The organism is Ferdinandcohnia jepli (assembly GCF_047246645.1).
Taxonomy (GTDB): domain Bacteria; phylum Bacillota; class Bacilli; order Bacillales; family Bacillaceae_L; genus Ferdinandcohnia.
In genome coordinates this window covers 174,862-201,218 of the sequence record NZ_JBFOKR010000001.1, presented here as the reverse complement: position 1 = coordinate 201,218, position 26,357 = coordinate 174,862, and the positions used below count along the sequence as shown (strand labels likewise).

The following is a 26,357-nucleotide window of genomic DNA, read 5'->3' as shown; positions in this document are numbered from 1 at the left end:
ATAAAAGGGCCAAAAATGGCCCTTTTATTTACCTTTATTTTTCTTTAAACTTCGAATATTATTTTTAACTTGTTTTACGATTTCTTCACAGGCCTGGTTTTCTTCCTCTGTTAGTTCTTCATCTCCATAACGAACTCGTTCATATAATTCAACAAGACGAAAATCCAAGAAATTGTTTCTTCCTAACCATTCAGTCACATTTTCATGATGATATCTTCCAAGGCCTTTGCTCGCTGAAAGAATCTCAAGTTCAAGTATTAACTTTCTTACTTTAGCCTGTGGTGTTTGTCTTTTTACACGTTGCCACTTACGCCTTGGTGCATCCACTGACTGAGTCGTTGTTGAATAATGAAAGGAGTCTGCTACAATGACTGGTTCCTTAACAAGACGTTTTCTTGCAATCAGTAAGATAAGAACAGCTAAGATAAGTAGCCCGATAATTGATAGAATCATCCAAATATCAAAAGTAGCTAATCGTTCAATCCACGTCATCTTCTCTTCTTCATTTTCCGGCCAATTAATTGAGCCAACACTTTCTCCTTTAGAGCGGGCACTATAATCGATATTATCTACAGCATTAAAAAGAGGTGTAGAAACGAAATAAAGCCCTTTTCCAATAAGAGAAGCAATGAAAGATAACCCTTTTACAAAAATGATTGGAAATAAAACAGAAAGAAGTACAGCACCACCTAATAAACCACCAAATATCCCTATCATTGACCAAGACTGTTTCTTTACTTCTTTTTCTTTAGACATAAGTGTACTATTTAAAACACCTGACATTATCTTGCCTAGCATAAAGAAAAGTAATTGCGTTACAACCAAGTATAGAATGATGTCACTAAAAATATAGCCTTGAACTTTTGCTGCAAAAAACACCAAACCAGCTGATAGCAGACTAATATTCAATAATATCGATTCTGTAAGTTTTGGTGTTTTTTGAGTATGGATGACAATTCGATAGCAAACAACTGCAGCAAGTACTAGGCTCACACCAAACCCTAATCCAATTTCACTACTTACTAGAGCAAGTAACGGTATAGTCAAAATTATAAAGAAAAAGGGAGTGTTAGATTTCATGAGTGACAATAAAAACGCAATCAATAACGCCCCACCTAGAGTAATAAAAACAAAAGGTAAAATCGGCGGTAAAACTTCTGTATGAATATAGAATAGAGTTAATAGAATATAAAGTAATATGACTTCCATAACATACTGATAGGTTTTTACAAACACTTTGCTAGATTGCATGAGAGTTCACTCTCCTCTCAGTTGAAGAAGCTTTGACTAGATAGATAGCTTCTTCATTTTCAACAACCTTAAAACAATCTACACCCTTTTTTGAAAACCCGTGCAGTAGCATCTGCTCATTTTCTTCGATTTCTCCTAACATAATAATATAAGGAGATAGAATCTGCTGTCTCTCAACTGCGTGAATCATATAATGAAATGGAATCGTAACACTATGCTTACTTAACCGTGCAATTAATTCCAATGCTTTAGCAAGATGCTCCCTTCCCGATCCCATAGGAACATGAATATAAGGGGATTTACCAGCTTTTCGTACATTTACGAAAATCTCAAAAGGGATGCTTTTTATCGTGGCTGATTCCAATAAAAATGTTAGTCCACTTAAATATTGCTCTAATTTCCTCTCACGTACATTTATCATGATTGTCCAAGAGAACTGAGCAGTTCGATTAAACAATTTTGTCTGTAACTCATTAGTACGAGCACTTGCTTTCCAATGAACTCGATTAAATGGATCAGTAGGTACATAGCTTCTTGCTCCGACTAAAGCCGTCATATCTTCAAAGTAAGATTTTCTTAGTGGATAATCGCCTTGATGTTTCGGAACGATTTTTTCAATACCTCCAACAGAAACAGGTGAAGAATAAACAACTGTCTCGAATGGAATCGGCTTAATAAGCTGAAGATAAACTTCTCCAAAACCAAACATATGTGGAATAATAACCTCAAGAGTTCGAATCCTTGCAACTCCTCTTTTTCTTCCTTCAAACGGCAATTCAATAGAGAATGATTTTCTACCTAAAATAGAAACCGGAAGTGTAAGTTCCACCTGTTCTGTTTCTAAGATTTGTCTTTCCTCTTGAAATCCAACAATATAATCAACAGTTAAACGAATTTGGCCATTCAAGATTGGTAGTTTACCTTTTTGGTTTAGCGTTAATGCAAAATTACTATCTTCACCTTTAAACAGCTTAACTTGTTCCTTATTAACAGACACCGATAATTGTGTGCCAATATTTTTTAAATAGTAGCGATTCGCAAATACAAATAATAGAAAAAGTAAACCGACAAATACTAGTAAAAATGCCTGTGCTAGAATTCCTGTTAGTAAAAAAATGGAGGATAGAATCGACAGATAGGACAATTCATTTCCAAGCGAAATTTGCCGTTTCCAATCCATTAATTAACAGCTCCCGCTTCCACAGGGACAGAAATTGTAGAGAGTAATTCCTGAATTACCTGACGACCCGTCTTCTTAAGCGAACCTTCCATTGTTAATACTAGTCGGTGAGAAATAACGTACGGAGCCATATATTTAATATCTTCAGGCGTAACAAACATTCTTCCTTCCAAATAAGCACGCCCTTGTGCAGCCTTCATTAGAGCTAGTGTACCACGTGGACTCACACCCACCTCCACATCTGTATGCTGTCTTGTTGCATGGACCACACGAAGAAGATAATCCTCAACATCATCTGCGAGTTTTACTTGCTGTACTTCATTCTGCATTTGTTCAATCTCTTCTTTAGAAAGAACCTCAAGGATTTCTTCAATTGGGTTGTTTTGACGATATGTTCTCATAATCTGCTTTTCTTCTTCAAAGCTTGGGTACCCTAAGTCAATTTGAACAAAGAAGCGATCCATCTGTGCTTCAGGTAGAGGGAAAGTTCCTTGTTGTGACTCGATTGGGTTTTGTGTAGCAACTACTATGAATGGACTTGGAAGTTTAATAGTTTCTCCGTCAATTGTAACTTGTCTCTCTTCCATAACTTCAAGTAAGCTTGATTGAGTTCTAGGAGTCGCACGGTTAATTTCATCTGCTAATAGAATATTCGTCATAACCGGACCCGGACGCAGCTGAAATTCTTGCTCTTTTGGATTAAAGAATTGAATTCCTGTTACATCACTTGGAAGAACGTCAGGGGTAAATTGGATACGTTTAAAAGTTCCACTTATAGATTTTGCAAAACTCTTCGCTAGCATTGTCTTTCCAGTACCCGGCACACTCTCTAGTAAAATATGCCCTTTATTAATAAGAGAATTAAGTACTAGTTCGACAACCTCTTCTTTACCAATAATAACTTTCCCTATATTTTGCTTAATCTTGTTTACATTTTCTTTTACCATAATGGCCTCCTAGTTTACATTCATAAAAAACACATACTAAAATCTATGATAATTTAAATTTATCAAAAAGTTTACTATTTTCCAACATCTATTTAATTTGAACAACACCTAAGCCAAACAAAAACAGCAACAAAAAAAGGACTTTTGAAGTCCTTCTTTAGAAGTGTATCACTTAATAATCTCTAGGCGCAGCAGGCAATGTAATGACTACTTTCGTGCCCCATCCCACTTTACTAAGTATTTTCATGGTTCCCTTATGATCTTGTATAATTTTATTACTCATTGTGAGTCCTAATCCCATTCCTTTCTCTTTTAACGTAAAGAATGGTTCGCCTAATTTCTCAAGACGTTCTTCAGGGATTCCAACTCCTATATCTGTAACTCTGATTTGTATTTTGTCTTCAATTTCTCTCGTTCGAATTCTTACCTTTCCTCCATCAGGCATAGCATCAATTGAATTTTTCACGACGTTCACCAGAACTTGTATTAATTCATTAAAATCGCCATAAAGTAGGGATTTCTGCACATTATTTTCAACATCTACTTCAACATTATGTAGAATCGCCTCATGTGATGTAAGTTTAATAACATAATCGACTAATTCTTTTACTTTAAACTTCTTTAATATCTTACTCTGTGGTTTTGAAAAGACCAATAATTCACTCACAATTTGGTTTATACGATCCAATTCCGAAAGAATGATATCGGTGAAATCTGTCGCCTGTTTCGTTTCCTTTTGTAGTTGAATGAATCCTTTTATGGAAGTAAGTGGATTTCTAATTTCATGTGCAATTCCTGCTGCTAATTCTCCAACAACAGAAAGTTTTTCTTTACGTAAAGCAATTTCTTCCGCCTCTTTAACCTTTGAAATATCCCTTCCTATCGTGACGAGTCCCTTTCTTTTTCCACTTTCGAAAAATAATGGAACCTTAATCACATCGAAGGTTTTCACCTCTCCTGTTGGAAGAGGGAAAGATTCTTCTACTCTTGTTGTTTTACCCTTCTTCCATGATTCCTCATCTGAAACTGCACACCCTAAAAAAGGTTCTCGAAAAAAAGGTAACATTCTAGCTAATTCTGCATCAGTTTTATTTTTGTAAGGTTTTCCATGTAGTTGATATAAGTCCTTACCAAACTCATTTACTCTAATCCATCTTCCTTCTCCATCTTTAAAACAAACAAAGTCAGGCATAGCATTAATGAGGGTAGATAATTCATTATGTTCCTCTGAAGCACGTTTAAAAGCTTCATGCTTCTTTAAAATAATATGTATAAGTGCAGTCGTAAAAAAGACAAAAAGCAAACCTTTACCAAACTGTATATACTGATGAACCTCTTCCGTAAATTGAAATTCATCAATTAAAAATTCGGTAGCTATGATCCAAATAAGGCTTGCAATAAAATACAGAAGAGATAAGTTGATTCTATTCATTTTTGTAAACATTGTTAGCACCTCATAAATTTGACAATGCAACTATTATACATTATAATTATAATTCTGTGTTCCTCTTAAAAACTTTAAAAACATAATTTTTATATAGATAAGTTATATTGACGGAAATTTTTTTTCGCATTTGTTCAAACTACGGCACACTGCACTGCGTTGCTTAAATGATTGTGCAAATCGCCGAGTTATCTTTATTTTATCTTTTACATTTGAGAAAGACTTATTCACACTGGACCGGCTTCGGAGCCGAAAGGACGAAAGAGAGGTAGGGCTTTCGTTGTTTAAGATTTTCAAATCTACCGCGGCAATAATAATTATGTAAAAAAAGTTAATTTTTCGCCCAATAATAAAAGAACCAACAAATGTTGGTTCTTTTTTTTAATGGTTTTTTAACAGGTTGTTTCCATTTGCTAATATTCTTTGAATGAGTAAAAGGTACAAAGTTTGGTGATTTCCACTCCTGGCACTCGCTTTCCGCGGGCGGACCGTGAGCCTCCTCACTGAAATGCTGAAGCGGCTTGGTCAGAAACGTGGAAATTGGCCGCCAATAACGCCACGTCCTGTGGCTTTGGCGGCACTAGCACATCCTGTGCGTCGGAGACTCTGACAAAAGAGGCGTTTTTTTGCCTCTGACGGAGGAGTTGAAATTTCTCGAGTTTCTAGCCGCTGAAGCTAGACACGTCGCAGGCTCCTCCGGGGGCTCACCTGACTCTGCACAGGATGTGCTGACGTCTACGTTCGCCACAGGACGTGGCGGCTTTTAGTAGACGATCCTTTGACTTTCCCGCAGGACTTTGATAGGCTCCTTTGAAATCTCCCACGCACGAAGAAAATGCAAAGCATTTCGAGGAGTCTCCTGCCATGCGCTCCAATCACCTTGTAAAACATATTTATTTTCTTAATTCTAAATATTATAAATCGCCCCATATTTAATTACTTCCTTACCAGCACTAGGATGAATACCAACTTTATAAGGTCGTTGCCCTCTAGAGTTAATTTGGTCAGAGTCTTCGCAAAAGTAAACGTCTATGAAAGGCAGCTCTACCTTCTTTAATAGACCCATATTGTCGTCATCATCACTTACTCTCCCCTTAAACATTTCACCCCATAAAGAAGCTGTTTTTTCACAATCTGTAACAGCATACCAAATTTCAGATAGTTTTTTATCCTGAGGCTTTACTATATTGTTTGATATGAGTTCTTGCTTTCTTTCAGCATCCGTTTGACCCCACTGAATAAAAAATGGCATTGGAAGTTGGTGCTTTATGAATAACATTGACCACTTTAACAAAGTACCATCTGGTCTTATTCTTGAACCAGGAAGTGGTCCTATTGTTGTTAATCCTTTTCGATTTAACTCTTGCTTTATTTTCTCAATATCTGAAGTGCGGAATGCTATTTGTGATAATCCCTCTCCCACTTCATAGTCCTCCAAGAGATGTTCACTAAAAGGATGTTTTGCGTTTTTGGCAACCTGTAAAGACTCTAATCCTATCCACTCTATATAAGATAGATTGTCAAAATAGCATAATGTATTATAAGTTCCCCAAAAGTCATGTTGACCACCAGGCGTAGTGTGAAAACCTAATTCAGAAAAATCCGCCATAGCTTTATATGGGTCTTTAACATAATGAACAACATGATCAAACAAAAAATCCATACCATACTCCCCTATCTATGCTTTATATTTTTTCTTGCTATTTTACATCGCTATAATAAAATAGCAAGAAAAAAAGATAAGATCCAGGGTTGAACCTTATCTTATCCAGTTATTCCTATACACAAGTGGATATTTTCCAACAATATAATAAAATAATTCACCAACTTAAAAACGCCTAGAAAGGAACCCCTTCTAGGCGCAAATAACATTAGGCAACTTTTATCGCTTTACCAAAAGGTACCTTTGGAACATAGTCATCAGGTACTAACCAGAAAACCTCAAAGTCTGCCTTTAATTCTTCATAAAAATATCCTGTTACGTCGGTGATATAAAACAAAGTATCAATCTTTTCTTTTTCCGCCCATTCAATTACTTCCGTATATGAAGATTTACCATGCGTATAATATTTAATGCTTGGATTTTGAATAGGGGTAATGCTCCTGATTTTAAAATCTGCTTGGACAAGCTTAGTATCTGGCTTCATTTCGCCAAAAAACTTTATGATATTATTTATTAATATTGTGCGAACTTGATTTGTCGATGTATCAATTGCTAATGCTATAGTCTGATCTTGTCGTTCTTTTATCATATTCATTAAGGATCTTTGCCATCTCACCGCCATCAACTCCCTGCAAATTATCACCATAGGCCAATAACCCTGGCTAAACTATTTTGTCACATTTTTTAGCCAAATATCATGTTATTGAATAGTAATACTTGGATAGGCTTTTACTTTTAAAACTTGGAGAAACTATTTTAACAGTAGGAGGGAGAACACATGGAAATAACTAGAGAGCGATTACTTCAACAACTCAAAAATAACAACGATATAGGTTTTGTAGAAATAAACCAAAGTCTTCACGAAATTCGCCTGATTAACGGAAACCAAATTGTATTTACAGGTGCTAGTTGGAGCTGGGAACAAACACAAACACCTTCTGCTCACGGAGATTACATGTTATTGACTGATGTATTAATGGAAGATGACCCTTACCTGACAGAGTTCCCCGAGCAACAAACATATGAGTACTATAATCAGGTCAGCGAGTATCTCTCATAAGCAAGTTAGTGGAGTAAACACTCCTTTTCAATTATAGTGAAAATTATAAAAGAATGAGGAGGATACATAATGACTAATCTAAAATCTTGGTTTGATAAAGGTATGAATAAGTACGAGTATATTGCGAATATGAAGGTTCATAAAGAAAACCTTCTAAAGGTGTATAATAACTTCCAGTTAACAGAGGAAGATAAGCAAATTCTACAAGCTCTGCAGGAAAAAGAAATAAAAGCTGTCGTTATAACAGCAGATTGGTGCGGTGATGCAATGGTCAACCTTCCAATCTTAATGAGAATGTCAGAGGAAGCTTTATTAGAAACACGTTATTTAATACGAGATGAAAACCTTGAATTAATGGATCAATATTTAACCAATGGAACTGCTAGGTCGATCCCAATCATTGTCTTTGTAAATAAAGAGTTCGAGGAAGTTGGTAAATGGGGACCAAGATCTCCTGAGGCACAACGCTTTGCTGATGATTTACGAGCTTCATTACCTCCTAAGGATTCAGAAGAATATGAAGTTGCTTTTAAAGAAAATTTCATTAAACAATTCCTAGAAAGAATTACTACAGATGAAACACTTTGGACAGAAATTAAAACTGATTTACTTTCAGTCCTAAAAGAAGTCTAATGAATAGTTGCAAATGAAAAACATATACTATTGCTAAGGCCGTCCACCTCTACCAACTTCGCTTCGTTGCGGGACTAACCAGACCGGAAATGTGGGCGGTCTTTTTTAGCAGATAGGAAAGTATAAAATTCTTTCCCATCTGCATAAGTGCAACTACGGCTCTGCTGTCGCCTAAAGGCTCGGCAATCGCCTAGTTTTCTAATATTGGTAAAAACATATGTAATAGGAAGAGAAAAGTGAATAGGAAGGCCGTTACATAATGAAATTTTCTTCGTAAGCCAGATGACTTTTTATGTCGCAAATAACCTGCATATATAGTAACCATTAATAAAAGTATGGATACTATCCCGCTTAACACCTTTGTATGTGTGTACCCGATGATCTCTCCTACTTTAACTAACATTATTCCACCGTGAAAGACGATAAGAATTGTGCCCATAATCCCTAACCAAATATGCGATTTCATCATTTTTCGTGAAAGCTTTGCAAGGGAAATCTTGATACTCCTAACTTTTGTTTTACGAATAACCAAAAATATAAAGTACATGTTCACATTAATAAAAAACAATAAAATAGCTAGTTGAGAAAAGACTTGCCCCACTATCACAACATTTGAATCCTGACTTCGGTAAAACCAAATGTAAATACAAATCCCGACTATTAACACCGAATTTATTAGAAGCCACATGTAATAGGCCATACTATCACCTCCTCAACTTTTGTTCCCAATTAATCAATTTAAGTGTTCAATCATTTATTTCCTTCTATTTTACATGCTAGAATAAACTATAGGAAATTACTAGGGAGGTCCAGTTTATGTCAACATGTAATATTGATCATTCAAAAGAAGATGTACATAAAAAACTTGAAAGTCAGAAGGCATTTTTGCCAGAGGAACTATATCTATTGGGGATTACTTTTTTTAAAGAAGACAAGAGTCAGCAGGAGTTAAATGAATTATTTCATTTACTGAAGAAGTACGACTTAGCAACAAATGAAGAACAGGTAAAAAGAAACACTGCTCTACAAGATTTGCTAAGAAAGTAGATTTTTTTAAGACACCAGAATATGGTGTCTTTTATTGTATTATCCAAATAAAAGACACCGATTGGTTTACCTTAATTTACAACGACCCGGTTTTCTTCAACATAGTTACGTATTGCAGAAAGGAACTCTGTACCGTATCGCTCTAGTTTTGTTTGAGCAACTCCTTTAATTTCTAGGAAAGCTTCTTCACTAGTAGGTGCGAGTTCACTCATTTCACGAAGTGTACTATCTGAAAAGACGATATACGGAGGCACATTGTCTCTAGCAGAAATTTCTTTACGTACTTCTCGTAAGACTTCAAATAACTGATTATCAGCAACAACTTGTTTTTTCTTCACATATTCTTTCTTGAATACTTTTTCTTCACCTTTTAATACTGGTAAAGATCTTGAATCAAGAATCAATACCGGGAATTGTGAGTTTGTTAATTTCACATAACCCTCTGCAGCTAAAAAGTCGATTAGACCTACAATTTGCTTTTCAGAGTACTGTTTAAGCAAACCATATGTTGATAAGGTAGAAAAACCAAGCTCTTGAATTTTTTTATTTTTTGATCCCTTAAGCACTTGTGCAACAAGTGTCTTTCCAAACCGCTCCTTCATGCGCTTAATACATGAGAAAACCATTAATGCCTCGGTTGTAACATCAATTTTTTCTCGGTCATCTGTACAGTTTATACAGCGGGAGCATTCAACTGGATCTTCTTCCCCAAAATACTCAAGTATATAGCCTTGAAGACATTTTTCAGTATGACAATAATCTACCATTTGCTGAAGTTTTCGGTACTCATTTTCCTTTTTCACTTCATCTAATGTAGACTGTTCAATTAAAAACTTCTGTAACTGAACATCTTGAGGTGCAAATAAAAGGTAACAATCACTCTTTTCACCATCACGTCCCGCTCTTCCTGCCTCCTGATAATAAGCTTCCATATTCTTTGGAAGATTGTAATGGATGACATATCGTACATTGGATTTATCAATACCCATTCCAAACGCATTCGTTGCAATCATCACTGAAACATTGTCGTACAAAAAGTCTTCTTGTGCTTGGATACGTTCTACATCAGATAAACCCGCATGGTACTTTCCAACAGAGAAACCTTCACGCTTTAAATATGTATGCAGCTCGTTAACTTCCTTACGGGTTGCAGCATATACAATTCCAGAGTTGTTTTGATTTTCCTTTAGAAATCCCTTAACAAAATCACGTTTATTCTCACCTTTTAAAATCGTAAAGGTTAGATTCTCACGAGCGAATCCTGTAACAAATACGTCCGATTTGTCAATTTGTAACTGGCTTGAAATATCATCTGTTACTTCCACCGTAGCCGTTGCAGTCAAGGCAGCAACAACTGGTTTAACAGGAAGCTCGGTTATCATATGATGGATATTTCGGTAACTTGGTCGAAAATCATGACCCCATTGTGAAATACAGTGAGCTTCATCAACTGCTATCATTGAGATTGGTAATGTTGTTAAAAGTGAGCGAAAGCTAGGCGCATCCAATCGTTCAGGTGCAATATAGATCATTTTAAATTTACCAGACCGTGCATCTTGTAGCCGTTCATGTATTTCCTGTAGTGATAAACTACTGTTTATTGAGGTAGCAGAAACCCCTACTCCATGGAGGGTATCCACCTGATCCTTCATTAATGAGATTAATGGTGAGATTACAATGGTAATACCATCAAATAATAAAGCCGGAATCTGATAACAAAGGGATTTCCCGCCTCCAGTAGGCATTATTGCTAAGGTATCCTTCTTATCTAAAATGTTTTTGATTATATCCTCTTGTCCTTGTCGAAAGGAACTATATCCAAAATAAGATTGTAAAATTGTTTTAGCTAGTTCAATCATAAAAAACACCTTTATTATATATTTGCATTTCTACATTAAAAAAGATAAAAATGTATTAAAATGTGCGTTTGACGTAGTGTACATACCCCACATGTCCGCAACATATGCTGCATACTATGTAGTGTGGTGTTAGCTCCTTATTCTTTATCTGAACGTGTTTGGAAGTGAATTCGTTCACTTCCCTTTTTTTATAAGAAAAAGAAGGAACCAGTCTGAAATTAACTACGAAAAAAATGATAAAAATCTTTTGGGATTATTTTATATTTGTACGTGGACATTTTTGTGGAATACCTTATATTATAAATCAAGCTTTGAGTAGTGTGAAGAATTGACATAGAAGATAAATTATGAGTCGTACGTAACAGAAGTACTCATAAGAAAAGTGGAAAAATGTAGGTAGGATGAAACGAATCCTTCAACCATGAGGAAAACCCGCATTTGCGGGTTTTTGTTACGCTCCCAGATATGCTTTGATAATTTTGTCATCCGCCCTCAGTACACTTGCCTCTTCATGCATAATAATTTGGGACGTTTCAATTACATAACCTCGATTTGCTAATTTTAATGCTGCTTTAGCGTTTTGTTCTATGAGTAAAATGGTCGTACCTTGGCTATTGATTTCTTTTATTATTTTCATAATTTCTTGCACAATGATTGGTGCAAGACCCATTGAAGGTTCATCTAACATAAGTAACTTCGGTTGACTCATAAGCCCCCTACTGATAGCCAACATCTGTTGCTCACCGCCGCTTAATGTTCCGGCAGTTTGCTTGGCCCGCTCTTTCAGGCGTGGAAAAAGGGTAAAGGCTCTTTCAATTCCATCTTTAATTTGTTTTTTATTTTTCCGGACCGTAAATGCTCCTAATTCAAGGTTTTCAGTTACGGTTAGTCCTCCAAAAATACGACGACCTTCCGGTATATGAATAATTCCTTTTTCAACAATCTTGTGCGCTGGTGTTCCAACAAGACTTTCTCCTTGCCATTCAATTGTTCCTATTTTAGGTTTAATAATACCCGATATCGTCTTTAGTGTCGTACTCTTCCCAGCTCCATTGCTTCCTAACAACGCAACTATTTCACCTTCATAAATTTCAAGAGTAATATCATTTAATGCATGAATTTTACCGTAATAGGAGTGGACGCCTTCAAGTTTTAACAATGGTTTCACTCTTCGTCCTCCTCCTTTCCTAAGTACGCCTCAATTACCTTTTCATTCGACAGCACCTCTTCAGGGGTTCCCTCTGCAATTTTACAACCATAATCAATTACTGTAATTTGTTCCGAGATTTGCTTTATAAGCCCCATATCATGCTCAATCATCAATACAGTGATATTATATTTGTCACGAATTCTGCGAATAAGTTCAATTAGGTACTGTTTTTCTTGAAAATTCAACCCGGCTGCCGGTTCATCTAGTAAGAGTAGCTTAGGTTGAGTCGCAAGAGCCCGGGCTATTTCTAAATAACGTTGAGCTCCATAAGGAAGATTTTTCGCAGCACGATTTGCATACTTGCGAATCCCAACAAAATCAATGCATTCATATGCAACATCTTCAATATATTTTTCCTCTGCTCGCTGTGCCTTTGTTCGGAGCAGAGCACCTAACACTGTTTGTTTCGTACGACAGTGCATTCCTGACTTCACATTATCCAGCACCGAGAGATTAGGAAATAAACGAAGGTTCTGAAATGTTCTCGCTAGCCCAATTTGCGTAATTTGACTGGGTTTCTTATTCACTAGACTTTTTCCCATTAAATCAATTTTTCCACTAGTAGGGCTATAAAATCCAGTAATCATATTAAATACAGATGTTTTCCCTGCACCATTAGGGCCAATGATGCTAGCAATTGAGTTTTCCTCCACCTGAAACGACAAATCATTAACAGCGGTTAAACCACCAAACTTTAGTGTAAGATTTTTTACTGATAACACAGTCATAGTCTATACTCCTTTCACTCCCGATTGTCTTTAGCCTTTTACTGAGAGAGGTTTATCTCCGTCAGAATCAATGAACGATTCATCAATTGGTTGGTCATCAGGAACATCCTCGGTTTCATATTTTGCTGGCCAAATCCCCTGAGGTCTGAATATCATCATCACAACGAGCGCTAGCCCAAACAATAAAAAGCGCATATCTTCCATCGAACGTAAAGCTTCTGGAAGGACGATGACTAAAACTGCCCCTATAACCACTCCTGAAATACTACCTAACCCTCCAAGTACTACAGCTAGTAAGATCATCACGGATTGGTGAAAGCTAAAGCTTAATGGTGCAATTGCACTCATTTTTATTGCAAATATACAACCTGCTAAACTACCGATAACCGCACCAGTAGCATAGGACAAGAGCTTTAGTCTAACCCTATTTATCCCCATAGCTTCTGCAGCATCTTCATCCTCGCGAATATAAACCCATGCTCTACCGATACGAGATTTACCTAATCTTCTTACAGCAATAATTGTTAAGATTGCCAAAATCAAAATTAAAAAATAAAAATCCAATTGACTGGAAAGAGTATATGAACCAATTGAAGGTCTTGGTATTCCATAAATACCTGATGCTGAACCTGTAATTTCTAAATTTATTGCTAAAATCCGGATAATTTCCCCAAACCCCAGTGTTACAATAGCAAGATAATCACTACGCAGCCTCAGAGTTGGTCCTCCAATAATGACGCCAGTGATTGCAGCAAAAACGATTGCAACAGGAATCGTCAGCCAAAACGACCATCCAAATGTGGTCATCAATATCGCAGTCGTATAAGCTCCAACTGCAAAAAACGCAGCATAGCCTAAGTCAAGCAAGCCCGTATATCCAACTACCACATTTAGTCCTTGTGTTAAAACAACATAAAACAAAACAAGTGTTGCAACGTCTAACCAGTAACTATTAGAAACAAACGGAAAAACAACCGTTGCGAGTAATAGAGCCCCAAGTAAAATCGTCTTCTTGTTTTTCATACCTACATCCTCTCCGTAACCTTCTCGCCCATAATACCAGTTGGTTTAAAGACAAGAATTAAAATGAGGATACTAAATGCTAATACATCTTTCCAAGACCCGCCTAAATAAAACGTCCCAAGCGCCTCCAGTATTCCTAATACTAACCCACCTATCATAGCCCCAGTAATATTTCCGATTCCACCGAGAACAGCAGCAGTAAACGCTTTTAATCCAATAATGAAGCCCATCATAAAGTTAATTGTGCCATAATATACTCCTGCCATAATTCCTGCACCTGCTGCTAAAAATGCACCGATAAAAAAGGTTAAACCTATAATTCGGTGAACATTAACCCCCATAAGGCTACTAGCGGTTTGGTCGAGAGCAATAGCACGCATCGCCTTTCCGTAAATTGACTTATCGATGAATAACCTAAGACCAAACATTAGAAGAGCTGAAATGACAATCATTGAAATTTGCGCATAATTTATATGTGCTCCTAAGATATCTATACCATTGACAGGTGGACTTATCGGATACACTTTATAGGATGCCCCCCACCCCATCATAGAGCTATACTCTAATGAAAGAGACACACCAATAGCGGTAATTAATATGGATAATCTAGGCGCCAGTAATAGAGGGCGATAAGCAATTCGTTCAATCCCCATACCAATAGCACCAACAACCACCATTGTTAATAAAAAGACCACTGCAAGCCCCATTACTCCCATATTAAAGCCACCATCACCAGTAAAGAAGGATAAAAAGGTAAATCCGATAAAAGCACCTAGCATGTATAAATCACCATGTGCAAAGTTTAATAGTTTGATAATCCCGTATACCATCGTGTATCCTAATGCAATTAAACTATAGAAAGCACCAATAACTAGTCCATCTATTAAAATTTGCAAGAAAATCTCCAAGATTAAACCCCTCCTTTAACATAGATGCCATATGATAATCCGTTCAGGCGAGAAGTAACCTGAACGGAAATACAATAAAAAATATTAGTCTGCCAATTCAAACTTACCGGCTTTTACTGTTAATACTTTAAAGTTTGATTCATTTAACGAGTTCTCGTCATTGAATTCGATAACCTGACCAACTGCTTCGAAAGCTTTTGTATTTTTAATTGCTTCCTTAATATCTTCTGAATCTGTTGAATTAGCTCTTGTAATAGCATCAAATAGTAATTGCATACCATTGTAAGAAAGTGCTGAATATGGACCAGGTGAAAGATCAAATTTCTCTTCATACTTTTTAACGAAATCTTCAGCACCAGGTATAAAGGTTGCCTGCGGAGTAGCAGTTACTAAGATATCTTCAGCATCTGCTCCTGCAATATCAATTAAATCTTGAGAATAACTTCCATCCCCAACCATGAATAACCCAGAAACACCCTTTTGTTCGAACTGCTTTTTCATTAGTCCTGCTGCAGCATAATATCCAGTAAAGAATGTACCATCTGGATTTAATGATTTAAGTTTTGTCATTAATGAGCCAAAATCTTTTTCTTCAGGATTGATTGCTTCAAATGCAACAACCTCTCCACCATTTCCTTCAACGGATTTAACCGCGAAATCAGCTAAGTTTTTAGAGTAAGCAGAATTATCATGTATGATTACAATCTTTTTAGCACCTTTATCATTAAAGTAATCCGCTGCCGTCTGAGCTTGGTTTGGAACAAGTCCGTTGATTAGGAATAACGTGTCATATTTCTGAGCAGGAAGCTCTGACGAGTTAGCTGCTGGGACAATTAACGGGACGCCTGCATTCTGGAATACACCTGAAGCTGGCAAAGTAGCACCTGAACAGTAGCCTCCAACAACAGCAACCACTTTAGAAGATACTAGTTTATTAGCAGCGGTTGTAGCTGTTTGTGGATCGCAAGCATCATCGGCTACTTCCAGCTTAATTTTCTTGCCTAAAACCCCACCCGCTTCATTAACTTCTTCAATCGCCATTTCCATCGCATTTTGCATATCCTTACCATCAGTGGCGTTATTACCTGAAACTGGCAAAATAGTACCAATTAAGATTTCATCATCACTTCCAGTACTTGAACTAGATGAGCATGCTGTAAGAATCATCGCAAAGCCTACAACCAAAACAAATAAAAGCATTTTTACATTCTTCAATGATTTGACCTCCCTAGTTTTCTTTTTCGTTTTTTTGATTAATGACTAACATCATGAATAAGTGAAAGAATTTCCCCCCTACCATTTGTTAGGCTATCAACCTAGTATTTATGCAAGAAGCATGCCAAACTAAAGTACTAGCCCATATAAGAATTTTTGAAAAATCATGTAAAAAATAATAGACACTATACTGAACTAGGTGTCTATTTTTTTAGAATGTATAGATATTTTTACATAATTAATGACCTTCCATTTCAGGAATTAGCAGGAAACCTGACCCGACCTCATCATCAGGCTGGTAGATGAATGTATGCATCCCTGTTACCCAAGCTGTTCCAGCTATTTGTGTTATGACAGCTGGTAGATTTCCAACCTCTGTCTCAGCAACAAGCTTTCCACGAAATAATGTTCCCACAATGCTTTCATGTACAAAACTCTCATTTATGTTTATTTGTTTGTATGCATATAAAGTTGCTAGCTTAGCTGAAGTTCCAGTTCCACAAGGAGAACGATCAATTCCACCAGGAGGTACAATTACCGTATTTTTAACTGTGGCTTCAGGATGTGTAGGCTTAGTGAAAAATTCAATATGTGTTAATCCATTTATAAATGGATATTCTGGATGAATAATCTCTGTTTTTCTATTAATCTCATCTCTAATTTTTACAGCCATCTCGATAATTTTTGCTGAATTTGAAGGTTTGAGCTCTAACCCTACCGATGATGCTTCAATAATTGCATAAAAATTACCACCGTATGCTATATCACATGAAATAGACCCAATGCCTTCAACTTCTACTTTCTCACTTTTTAATAGAAATGCTGGAATATTACAAAATGAAACTTCTTTTGCTTTTCCATCCTCAACTTTAATCTCAACTTCAACGAGCCCTGCTGGAGTATCTAGATTAAGCTTGGTAACAGGCTCGATAACGGAGATTAGACCCGCTTCCACTAGAGCCGTACAAAATCCGATTGTGTCATGGCCACACATTGGTAAATAGCCGCCTGTCTCAATATAAATCACACCTATATCAGCATCGGGATGACAAGGGTCTACCATTAAAGCTCCACTCATTACATCATGGCCACGTGGTTCGTACATGAGAAACTTTCGGATCCAATCATGCTCATTTTTCATTTCAAGCATTTTTTCAGACATCGTTTTCCCTTTTAAATTAGGAAGACCACTTACAACGGTTCGTGTAGGGTTTCCTCCAGTGTGAGTATCAATGGTTTTGAATAGTTTACTAGTTTTCATGAGTTAACCACCCTTTCAAAACGGTCAAATCGGAGAGGCTCTGTTGGAATTGTCGTTTTAACTCCCCTTATCATTTCATCAATAACTTTTCCTGTGATAGCGGCAAGGCTGATTCCATCACCTTCATGCCCGGCTGCTATATAAAAATTAGGAATTGATTTCACTTCAGATATGATTGGTAAATGGTCTTCTGTATACGGTCGTAATCCTGCATAAGTTCGAATTAATAGCATATCTGCCATTTTTGGGTAAAAGCGGATCGCACGTCTTGCAATACACTTTACAACGTTTATATCTACCTTGGTGTCAAAACCAACAAACTGACGACTGCTTCCAATTAAAAAGTTTTGACTTTCCGTAGGTTCGAAAACAAGTGCCACACCATATTTTTCTGTTTCAGCATCAACTATCCTCTCGCCGCCAAATTTTGAAATTAAGTAGCCGAATTCCATTACCTTTCTTAAGCCAACTGGTGCCTGCCTGGAGGCAACAATAATATGGCCTTTTCTCGGATAAATTGGAATATGTAAATCTACCATTTCACCGATTCTTGGCGCCCATACACCTGCTGCATTGACAACCTTTTCTGCAAAAATTATTCCTTTTGTGGTTTCGACCTTAAAATAGCCATTTTCTTTTGAAACTGCTTTCACTTCTGTATGCGTTAAAATATCTGTACCTTGTTTCTTTGCTCCTTCAAACAAAGAGAAAGTTAACAAATATGGATTGACTGTAGAGTCTGTCGCACATTCTAACCCTCCGAGAAGATCATCAGCAAAATATGGAGACTCTTGTTTAATATCTTCACGGTCTAACATACGAAACGGAAGTCCTGCACTTTTCTGTTGATTTACCCATTTATTTGCAGCCGCCATTTCCTCCTCTGTCTCACAAACTAAAATACTTCCAGGTGCTCTATATTCAAAAGGATGATCTAACTCTTTGCTAAGCTCATCTACTAATCTTTGACTTGCTAGTGACATTTGACTATCAAATCCGGGCTCTTTATCAATTGCTAAAATATTTCCATCGCATCTAGAAGATGTTCCACTTACAAGCTCTCCTTTTTCCACAACAGTTACCTGTAGCCCAGACTTTGAGACATAGTAAGCAATGGCGCTTCCAATAATGCCTCCACCAATAATTAAAACGTCTGTATGCTGTCTCATCTATTTGTACCTCCATAAGTCCACTAAGTACTTTCTTACCTTGTAGAGTATGCAAGAACTATGCCAAAGCATTGGAAAGTTTTCCTACAAAAATATTGTCAAAATAGTTTTTATATTTTAACATTTAAGTGTATAAAAAATTTAGATTGTAAAGATATTTAGACACAAAAGGGGGAACTCATTTGGGAGCTTTTCGTCTACCTACTATTGCAGAAGTCATGGGAAACGACTTTGTACTTTTTTTACAGGAAGACGACATCGAAGATAAGCGAAATGAAATAATAACAACTGATAAAGTAGTATTTTTAGAAAAAGAAAATCAACTCTATTACCTCTCAGAAAGCGATTATACGAATTTGAAATCCAGGAAGCCTGCTTCCTCAATTTTCATTACAGACTCCCTATTAACTCTTCTTAAAGTAATGCAACAAACTGAATTTGTACTCGTTAGAGACGAAGAAGGCCAAGCAATCGGTTATGTGAATGGACTATTACTTTCAAAACACCTCATCAATTCTTATCAATATTTACATGCGTATTTCGATGCAGTTATTCAAACCTTAGATGCATCAGTTACCGTCATTAATCAAGCTGGAGAAGTTCTTGTTTGGACTGAAGGCGCTGAAAACATCTTTTCTATTAAGAAGGAAGAAATACTCGGTAAGCCTATTACCAAGTTCTTTGACATTGATATGCTCGAAATTATGAAAACTCTAAAAGAAGGAAGAAAAATATATCGTCATCAACACCAACCACGTTCAGACCTTTTTGTTCTGATCAATTCTCATCCTGTATATCTACATAATCAAATTGTGGGTGCAGTTGTATCTGAAACAGATATCACAAGTCAGGTACGTTTAAATCAGGAACTGTTTCATGTTTCAACAAAGATGCACCATTTAGAAAAGGAAGTTGCCAAACTTAGTCCAGCAAAAGATCCATTTCATTCAATAAAAGGTAATTCGCCTGCAATTAAACGGACAATGGAAATGGTTAAAAAAGTTAGTTCCACTGACACAACTGTTTTAATTTCTGGAGATAGTGGTGTTGGCAAGGAGCTTTTTGCCAAAGCCATTCATGAATTAAGAGAATCACACAATGCACCATTTATACCAATAAATTGTGGAGCAATTCCCCCGACCCTATTTGAAAGCGAGCTTTTCGGTTACGAGCGTGGGGCATTTTCTGGAGCAGATAATAAAGGAAAACGCGGTAAAATAGAACTGGCTCGAGGTGGAACTTTATTTTTAGATGAAATTGGAGAAATGCAACTTGAAATGCAGGTCAAACTATTACGAGTTTTACAAGAGAAAAAGTATTTTCCTGTTGGAGGAACAAAAGAAATCAGTGCGGATTTCAGGGTGATTGCCGCTACAAACCGAGATCTGCGAAAATTAATTGATGAAGGTAAATTCCGAGAAGATTTGTTTTATCGGTTAAATGTCGTAAACCTATCTATCCCTCCATTACGCGAGAGGAAAGAGGATATTATTGAACTAACACATTATTTTTTATATGAGTTTTCAGTTCGTTACAGTCGTCCGATTCACGGTGTATCTCAAGAGGTTATGTATCAACTTTTACAGTATGAGTGGCCAGGAAACATACGTGAACTCCGAAATGTAATTGAACGGCTTGTTGTTTTTGCAACTGATGGAACTATTAAAGTTGAGGACCTTCCTTTTGCGCAGCAAGCCCCAAAGGCATTCGTACATCAGGAAATCAGTGATCATGAAGCTCATGAAATAGGACTACTAACCGACGAATTGGAAAAATACGAGAGAAGGATTATTCTTGATGCCTTAAAGCTTGAAAAAGGAAACAAACTTGCTTGTGCAAAACGACTTGGTATTACAAGAGCAACCTTGTACAACAGGATAAAAAGGCTTCACATCGGTGTCTAAATAACTTGGCATAAAATTTGCATTTAATTTTAACGAACAGCATTTATTTAGGAGGCTATGCGATGATTATTTGCAGATGTGAAGAAGTAACCTATCAAGAAATAGTTGATACGGTTCAAACATATAATTGTTCCTCAAGAGAAACTAAGCTTCGGACAAGAGCAGGTATGGGGTATTGTGGTGGGCGTACATGTCGGATGATGGTCGATACGATTATTTCCAATCACACAGGTCAAGAAACAGCTCAGCAGATTCAACTAAAATATCAACCTCCAGTACGCCCTATTTCCTTTGGTAACTTTGGAGGTGAAAGATGAGTACAAATCGCATACTCGATCATCCAGTGTTAGGCCCTCTTCAAGACCGAAAGAAAGTTTCATTTACTTTTAATAATATGGTGATCGAATCCTTTGAAGGTGAAACAATTGCAGCGGCACTTTTGGCAAATGGGATTCGGACCTTGCGCTATCATGAGGAAACAGGCTCTCCTAGAGGTATATACTGCAATATTGGCCACTGTTATGAATGTCGAGTGTCCATCGATGGTGAAAATGGCTTGCGCTCTTGCTTAACACTAGTTAAAGAAGGTTGTTGTGTAACAGGTGGAGAATCGTTACCAACTCCATTGAAAAAGAAGGTGACAGAGCATGACTGATGTTGTCATAATCGGCGCTGGGCCAGCAGGCTTATCTGCTGCTATTACATGTGCTGAACACGGACTTAAAGCAAGAGTTATTGATGAATTTATTAAGCCTGGTGGAAGACTACTAGGTCAACTACATCAAGAACCAAATGGAGATTGGTGGAACGGAATTGATGAAGCCAATAAGCTTCTCCAACGAGCATGTGAGCTTGGTATACAGATTAATACCGGTACACCTGTTCATCATTTACAAAAAATAGATTCAGGTTGGATGATTCACACTAGTAACGAGATTATCGAGACACCTAGAGTCTTATTAGCAACGGGAGCTGCGGAACACCCTAGCCCCATCCCCGGTTGGACACTACCAGGTGTCATGTCAATCGGTGCAGCACAAGTGATGACAAACGTGCACCGAGTAAAAGTGGGGCAGAATGGCATTATCATAGGGGTTAATATCCTTGGTACAGCAATTGCTCGTGAACTGAAGTTGGCCGGAATATCAATCTCATCTATGGTACTTCCTCCATTACATAATTTATCAAAGGATAGTGGGGATCCAGAAAAAGTTTTTGAGTCTTTATTACGTGTTTCACACCTTGCCCCTTCTCCTTTCATTAGGATAGGAAGTCGTTTGATGAAAACTGAATGGTTAAAAAGACTCGGTATATCGTTTTATCCGAAAACTGGAGTTAAAATGTGGAACATTCCCGTTCAGATCCGAAAAGCTGCAACTCGGATTATCGGTAAAGATCAGGTAGAAGGTGTTGAAGTTGTAAATGTTTCAACAAAAGGTGAGCCAATTAAAGGAACTGAAAGAATCATTCCAGTTGATTTTGTATGTATTGCAGGTGGATTATACCCACTCGCCGAACTCGCTGCAGTTTCCGGATGTCCTTTCCACTATATAAAAGAACTTGGTGGACATATCCCTTTGCACAATGAACGTATGGAAACTCCCGTCGACGGACTTTATGTTGCTGGTAATATTACTGGAATTGAAAGCGCAAAAGTAGCTATGAAACAAGGCATAGTTGCTGGATATTCAATTATTCATAGTACTGGAACTGTTGAGGTTAATCACTTACTTCAGAATGCGATTGAAGATGTGAATAACACACGAAAAAATGCAACCATTCAATTTCACCCAAACATATTGGAAGGCCGCAAAAAGATACAGAAGTATTGGGTGGAGTTTCATAAAGTTGAGAAAAGTTCATAGAGGAATGAGACGTGTTTTGAAACACGTCTTTTTTATGAAAAAACCGATTGAATTATGTTGTTTTTAGTGTAATTTTACACCTAATCAACATATAATAAAGGTAATAAGGTAATAAAGAGGTGAATTGAATGGCCATAAAAAATGTGAAAAGAATCTTAGCAGGAATTATTGGGGGTATAATTGGTGTAATAATAGGATTTTTAGTAGGAACCAATATTGGCGGAAACTTTTATGAAGACTTTTTGTTTATGGGTGCCAGAGGCTATGAAGCTACTGGCCAAATTGGTGCAATTATAGGTGGGGTTACAGGACTAATTAGTGGCTTTTTACTTGCTAATCTCTTTTTGAAAAATCGATAATCCAATAGATTACATTATAAAACTCACCTTTCAAAAAAAGGCGAGTTTTATAATACTTAACTACCTTAGTAAAAATCCTTTTTTCAACGGGTCTGAAGGGTCAACAACGAACTGCTGAAAACCTGTTATGAATGCATTTCCAGTAATTTGTGGAATTATAGCTTCATAGTTTCCTACTTTTGTAGTTGAAAGTACTTCAGCTGTAAACTGACTTCCAATAATACTCTCGTGAATAAATTTTTCCCCTATATTTACTTTTCCGTGATGATACAATGCTGCTATACGTCCTGCTGTACCAGTGCCACAAGGAGAACGATCAATCTGTTCCTCTGCGAACACAGTAACATTTCGTAAATGAGAATTTGCTTTTTGTGGTTGGTCCGAGATAATTACTCCATAAATACCATATAAATCTTTTTCGACGGGATGCTCTACATTCATTTTTGCTTCAATTTGCTCCTTAATTGTTCTTCCAATTTTCTTTAAAGCAGCAAGCTGAGGTATCTCCACCTTAACTCCGAGGACACTAGCATCAACAATTGCATAAAAAGCACCACCAAATACAATATCTACGAAACATTCTATGTCTCCCACTTTAACAGGTACATTTGCCTCATAGACAAAGGAAGGAACATTTTCAAATGAAACAGATTTAACTCTTGTACCTTCGCATTTTGCGGAAGCAATGATTTTTCCAGCAGGGCTATCAATGATAACTTTTTCATTTTCCTTGAATGTAAAAAGACCCGTCTCAATTACAGTGGTAACTGCCGCAATTATTCCATGGCCACACATCGTACTTAAGCCTTCGTTATGCATAAATAACACGCCAAAATGAGCATCCTGACTTACAGGTTCTGTGATGATACATCCGTACATTCCTTCATGACCGCGCGGTTCGTACATTAGGATTTCTCGAATGTGGTCAAGATTTTTTAAGAAGTAAGAGCGTTTCTCAAGTATTGTATTTCCTGGTATTGATGGTATACCTCCAGTAATAATTCGAAGTGGTTCCCCTGCAGTATGGACATCTATTGTAGTAAAATGCTGATTAAATTCCATATTTTCTCCTCACCTTATAATCTCTTTTTAAAAAGGCATTGGATTTAGTAATCCAATACCTCAAAATGTTAAAACGTATGTTTAATCGCACATGTTTTGACAGTTGTATAAAAGGCAAGTGCAGCCTGGCCTTGCTCTCTCGTATGGGAGCTTGATTGCTTCATGCCACCAAATGGAGCCTGATACTCCACACCTGCTGTCTCTTGATTAACCCTTACCATACCCGCTTTTGCTTCCTCTAGAAAACGGTGTGCCTTTGATAGGTCGTTTGTAAAAATTGCTGCACTTAACCCATAAATGGTTTCATTACTTAACTGAATGGCTTCATCGAAATCACTTGCCCTTAGTAATACAGAAACTGGTCCGAAGATTTCTTCCTGAACCAATGGATGGTTTGATTGAACACCTGAAACAACTAAAGGCTTTATAAAATACCCTTCAGTGTTTGTCTCAATCAAGCCTTCAGCTACTAAATCAGCTTCGTTACAAGCTAATTTTGCATATTTTGTTACTGTTTCAAATTGAGATTTTGATGCAACCGGTCCGAGATAAGCAGTAGGGTCTAATGACTGTACGGCTTTCAAATTTGAAACAGATTCTCTCAATTTTGATGCAAAGGATTCATAAATACCATCTTCTACTATTATTCGGCTAGTAGCAGTACACTTTTGTCCGGCTGACCGAAAGGCGCCACTTAAAATGATTGGAACGGTCTTTTCTAAATCTGCATCTTTCAAAACAATTGCAGCATTCTTCCCACCCATTTCAGTTTGGTATTTTATGTTTCGTTTCGCACAAATAGCTGCAACATGAGCCCCTGTTGTTGAAGAGCCTGTAAAGCTTACGGCTTGAAAATCTACCTCTTCAAGAAGGATGTCACCAATGACACTTCCCTTACCAATAACTAGGTTCAGAACACCTTCTGGCAGATTTACTTCGCTGAATAACTCCATCATCTTCGAGGCGGTTAGTGCCGCATTATCTGCCGGCTTCCAAATAACCGTATTTCCACAGATTAGTGCAGGAGCGATTTTCCATATCGGAATAGCTACCGGAAAGTTCCAAGGAGTAATAACACCTACAACTCCAAGTGGGACCCTAATTGAATACTGAATTACATGTACATCACTTGCTGGAATAAGTTCCCCATTCGAGCGAACTCCTTCAGCCGCATAATATCGCAACAAGTGAACAGCCCTCGTTACTTCACCCATCATTTCGGTAATGGGTTTCCCCATTTCACGACTAGCTAAAGTTGCTAAATCAGACTGGTTTTTTTCCAGTACATTTGCCATTTGATATAAATAGCTTGCTCTTGTAGCCCCTGTTAGCTTTGACCAAGTTTTGAAGCCTTGTTTGGCAGCCTCCTCTGCTTGCAAAACATGAGAGCGGTCTGAGTAATGAATGACACCCACTTCTTCTTCAAGATTAGAAGGGTTATAGACAATCTGTCCTTTATCCTTTACCGCAACACTTTCACTTGATATCCAGTTAGTTGTTTCGATTTTCATACACCTTCTTTCGTATAGCACTTATTTATTGATGTACAGGGTTAACTGCAAGGTCATAAGCCTTTTTAATATCTACGTAAACTTCATTTTCTAATGGTAATCTCGGCGGACGAGTTGGTCCCACATTCATACCCGCTAATTCCATCATATATTTGATTGATTGAACCAATTGTGGATTCGAGTCATAATGGAAGAGCGGAAGTAAACGGTTATACAATTCTTTTGCTTCTTCTAATTTTCCTTCCCTTGCTAACTGGAAGAGTTCACCACATTCTTTTGGTAATGCATTCGGCACGCCTGCAATCCAACCGGTTGCTCCCATTAAAGGACCTTCCAAAGCTAAATCATCTACCCCAATCATAACTTCTAAGTCTGTTTGATTTAGAATGCTAGAAACACGTCGAATATCACCAGAGAACTCCTTTACGGCTACTACATTTTCTAATTTTGAAAGAGTTTCAAGTACATCTGGAGTTAGATCTACTGGATAGTCTAATGGGTTGTTATATGCAATAATTGGTATTCCGACTTCATTCAGAGCCTCATAATGAGCAATAACCTCATTCAATAACGGTCGATAGTTAATTGGAGGAAGTGCCATGATTCCAGCTGCCCCTTTTTCTTTTGCATAGCTGGCCCATTTAACTGCTTGTTGTGTGGATGGTGCACCTGTTCCAACCACAACAGGAACACGTCCAGCAGCAGCTTCAATTACTGTATCAATCAATTTTGCTCGTTCCTCAACTGTTAATGTAGCGTACTCACCAAGTGAACCAGACGGCACCAGTCCGTCTACTCCGTTATTAATTAACCAATTACATAGCTCTGTTAGTTTGTTGTAGTCAACCTCGTGTGAATCCGTGAATGGAGTGACAATTGCAACATACACACCTGAAAATCTAGCCATTTAAAAAATCCCCTTTCAGCTTATAAATAGTAAGAAGATATGACTGAATACCTTCATCTACCTATTAATCTTGCAAGTACTGTGCCAGACTACCTTTTGATTTACTCAGACTTTAATTATGTGTAGAAAAATAGACACCACTGTGTTTGGG

The 26,357-nt window shown here is 37.2% G+C and carries 26 protein-coding genes; 8 read left to right on the top strand and 18 right to left on the bottom strand.

Features of this window, described 5'->3' with window-relative positions; translation table 11 throughout:
- Positions 1–24: 24 nt before the first annotated feature.
- The 6 genes from AB3M96_RS01040 to AB3M96_RS01015 form a co-directional block, all read right to left on the bottom strand.
- Positions 25–1,251, bottom strand: coding sequence for a DUF4129 domain-containing protein (locus tag AB3M96_RS01040; protein WP_412965695.1), 1,227 nt, complete (start codon positions 1,249–1,251; stop codon positions 25–27).
- On the bottom strand, positions 1,241–2,431 hold the full coding sequence (locus AB3M96_RS01035; RefSeq protein WP_412965694.1) for a DUF58 domain-containing protein: 1,191 nt from the start codon (positions 2,429–2,431) through the stop codon (positions 1,241–1,243). The genes AB3M96_RS01040 and AB3M96_RS01035 overlap by 11 nt, the downstream gene beginning before the upstream one ends.
- Positions 2,431–3,378 (bottom strand): AAA family ATPase, encoded by a 948-nt coding sequence (locus AB3M96_RS01030; RefSeq protein ID WP_412965693.1) that lies wholly within the window; start codon positions 3,376–3,378, stop codon positions 2,431–2,433. Before AB3M96_RS01030 ends, AB3M96_RS01035 begins: the two co-directional genes overlap by 1 nt.
- 172 nt (positions 3,379–3,550) lie before the next feature.
- A complete protein-coding gene (locus AB3M96_RS01025; protein ID WP_412965692.1) occupies positions 3,551–4,810 on the bottom strand; it encodes an ATP-binding protein in 1,260 nt (419 codons plus the stop codon).
- A gap of 919 nt (positions 4,811–5,729) precedes the next feature.
- Positions 5,730–6,485 (bottom strand): VOC family protein, encoded by a 756-nt coding sequence (locus tag AB3M96_RS01020; RefSeq protein WP_412965691.1) that lies wholly within the window; start codon positions 6,483–6,485, stop codon positions 5,730–5,732.
- Positions 6,486–6,693: 208 nt separating this feature from the next.
- Positions 6,694–7,101, bottom strand: a complete 408-nt coding sequence (locus AB3M96_RS01015) for a VWA-like domain-containing protein (protein ID WP_412965690.1) — start codon at positions 7,099–7,101, stop codon at positions 6,694–6,696.
- 162 nt (positions 7,102–7,263) lie between these two features.
- Between AB3M96_RS01015 and AB3M96_RS01010 the strand changes: the two genes are divergently transcribed.
- Together AB3M96_RS01010 and AB3M96_RS01005 are read left to right on the top strand one after the other, a co-directional pair.
- Complete coding sequence (locus tag AB3M96_RS01010) at positions 7,264–7,545, top strand: hypothetical protein (protein ID WP_412965689.1); 282 nt, start codon at positions 7,264–7,266, stop codon at positions 7,543–7,545.
- A gap of 69 nt (positions 7,546–7,614) precedes the next feature.
- Positions 7,615–8,178 carry a thioredoxin family protein gene (locus tag AB3M96_RS01005; protein ID WP_412965688.1) on the top strand — a complete coding sequence of 188 codons (564 nt, stop codon included), beginning with the start codon at positions 7,615–7,617 and terminating at the stop codon, positions 8,176–8,178.
- Between the two features lie 190 nt (positions 8,179–8,368).
- Here AB3M96_RS01005 and AB3M96_RS01000 read toward each other — a convergent pair whose 3' ends face one another.
- Entirely contained in the window at positions 8,369–8,878 is a 510-nt protein-coding gene (locus tag AB3M96_RS01000; RefSeq protein ID WP_412965687.1) for a hypothetical protein, read from the bottom strand.
- Between the two features lie 116 nt (positions 8,879–8,994).
- Between AB3M96_RS01000 and AB3M96_RS00995 the strand changes: the two genes are divergently transcribed.
- Positions 8,995–9,225 carry a hypothetical protein gene (locus tag AB3M96_RS00995; RefSeq protein WP_412965686.1) on the top strand — a complete coding sequence of 77 codons (231 nt, stop codon included), beginning with the start codon at positions 8,995–8,997 and terminating at the stop codon, positions 9,223–9,225.
- A gap of 71 nt (positions 9,226–9,296) precedes the next feature.
- Here AB3M96_RS00995 and recQ read toward each other — a convergent pair whose 3' ends face one another.
- The 8 genes from recQ to AB3M96_RS00955 all read right to left on the bottom strand — a co-directional run bounded on the left by recQ (position 9,297) and on the right by AB3M96_RS00955 (position 18,598).
- On the bottom strand, positions 9,297–11,084 hold the full coding sequence (gene recQ / locus AB3M96_RS00990; RefSeq protein ID WP_412965685.1) for a DNA helicase RecQ: 1,788 nt from the start codon (positions 11,082–11,084) through the stop codon (positions 9,297–9,299).
- Positions 11,085–11,535: 451 nt separating this feature from the next.
- A complete protein-coding gene (locus AB3M96_RS00985; protein WP_412965684.1) occupies positions 11,536–12,252 on the bottom strand; it encodes an ABC transporter ATP-binding protein in 717 nt (238 codons plus the stop codon).
- Positions 12,249–13,022, bottom strand: coding sequence for an ABC transporter ATP-binding protein (locus AB3M96_RS00980; RefSeq protein WP_412965683.1), 774 nt, complete (start codon positions 13,020–13,022; stop codon positions 12,249–12,251). Before AB3M96_RS00980 ends, AB3M96_RS00985 begins: the two co-directional genes overlap by 4 nt.
- A 30-nt stretch (positions 13,023–13,052) precedes the next feature.
- Positions 13,053–14,045: a branched-chain amino acid ABC transporter permease gene (locus tag AB3M96_RS00975; RefSeq protein ID WP_412965682.1), complete on the bottom strand. Its 993-nt coding sequence runs from the start codon at positions 14,043–14,045 to the stop codon at positions 13,053–13,055.
- Between the two features lie 2 nt (positions 14,046–14,047).
- Positions 14,048–14,953 carry a branched-chain amino acid ABC transporter permease gene (locus tag AB3M96_RS00970; protein WP_412965681.1) on the bottom strand — a complete coding sequence of 302 codons (906 nt, stop codon included), beginning with the start codon at positions 14,951–14,953 and terminating at the stop codon, positions 14,048–14,050.
- An 84-nt stretch (positions 14,954–15,037) separates the two neighbouring features.
- Positions 15,038–16,168, bottom strand: coding sequence for a branched-chain amino acid ABC transporter substrate-binding protein (locus tag AB3M96_RS00965; protein ID WP_412965680.1), 1,131 nt, complete (start codon positions 16,166–16,168; stop codon positions 15,038–15,040).
- Between the two features lie 238 nt (positions 16,169–16,406).
- Positions 16,407–17,429 (bottom strand): proline racemase family protein, encoded by a 1,023-nt coding sequence (locus AB3M96_RS00960; protein ID WP_412965679.1) that lies wholly within the window; start codon positions 17,427–17,429, stop codon positions 16,407–16,409.
- A complete protein-coding gene (locus AB3M96_RS00955) occupies positions 17,426–18,598 on the bottom strand; it encodes an NAD(P)/FAD-dependent oxidoreductase (protein ID WP_412965678.1) in 1,173 nt (390 codons plus the stop codon). Before AB3M96_RS00955 ends, AB3M96_RS00960 begins: the two co-directional genes overlap by 4 nt.
- Positions 18,599–18,816: 218 nt before the next feature.
- On the opposite strand from AB3M96_RS00955, the gene AB3M96_RS00950 reads away from it, so the two are divergent.
- From AB3M96_RS00950 to AB3M96_RS00930, 5 genes are all read left to right on the top strand, one after another.
- The gene (locus AB3M96_RS00950) at positions 18,817–20,502 is read left to right on the top strand and encodes a sigma-54 interaction domain-containing protein (protein ID WP_412965883.1); all 1,686 of its coding nucleotides are present in this window, start codon (positions 18,817–18,819) and stop codon (positions 20,500–20,502) included.
- Between the two features lie 62 nt (positions 20,503–20,564).
- Positions 20,565–20,819: a (2Fe-2S)-binding protein gene (locus tag AB3M96_RS00945; RefSeq protein ID WP_412965677.1), complete on the top strand. Its 255-nt coding sequence runs from the start codon at positions 20,565–20,567 to the stop codon at positions 20,817–20,819.
- Positions 20,816–21,157 (top strand): (2Fe-2S)-binding protein, encoded by a 342-nt coding sequence (locus tag AB3M96_RS00940; protein WP_412965676.1) that lies wholly within the window; start codon positions 20,816–20,818, stop codon positions 21,155–21,157. The genes AB3M96_RS00945 and AB3M96_RS00940 overlap by 4 nt, the downstream gene beginning before the upstream one ends.
- Complete coding sequence (locus AB3M96_RS00935; protein ID WP_412965675.1) at positions 21,150–22,367, top strand: NAD(P)/FAD-dependent oxidoreductase; 1,218 nt, start codon at positions 21,150–21,152, stop codon at positions 22,365–22,367. Before AB3M96_RS00940 ends, AB3M96_RS00935 begins: the two co-directional genes overlap by 8 nt.
- A gap of 128 nt (positions 22,368–22,495) precedes the next feature.
- Entirely contained in the window at positions 22,496–22,726 is a 231-nt protein-coding gene (locus AB3M96_RS00930) for a hypothetical protein (protein ID WP_412965674.1), read from the top strand.
- Positions 22,727–22,786: 60 nt separating this feature from the next.
- Here the strand turns inward: AB3M96_RS00930 and AB3M96_RS00925 are convergent, their stop codons facing one another.
- From AB3M96_RS00925 to dapA, 3 genes are all read right to left on the bottom strand, one after another.
- The gene (locus AB3M96_RS00925; RefSeq protein WP_412965673.1) at positions 22,787–23,788 is read right to left on the bottom strand and encodes a proline racemase family protein; all 1,002 of its coding nucleotides are present in this window, start codon (positions 23,786–23,788) and stop codon (positions 22,787–22,789) included.
- Positions 23,789–23,856: 68 nt separating this feature from the next.
- On the bottom strand, positions 23,857–25,293 hold the full coding sequence (locus AB3M96_RS00920) for an aldehyde dehydrogenase family protein (protein ID WP_412965882.1): 1,437 nt from the start codon (positions 25,291–25,293) through the stop codon (positions 23,857–23,859).
- Positions 25,294–25,324: 31 nt separating this feature from the next.
- Positions 25,325–26,206 carry a 4-hydroxy-tetrahydrodipicolinate synthase gene (dapA, locus tag AB3M96_RS00915; RefSeq protein WP_412965672.1) on the bottom strand — a complete coding sequence of 294 codons (882 nt, stop codon included), beginning with the start codon at positions 26,204–26,206 and terminating at the stop codon, positions 25,325–25,327.
- Between the last annotated feature and the right edge of the window lie 151 nt (positions 26,207–26,357).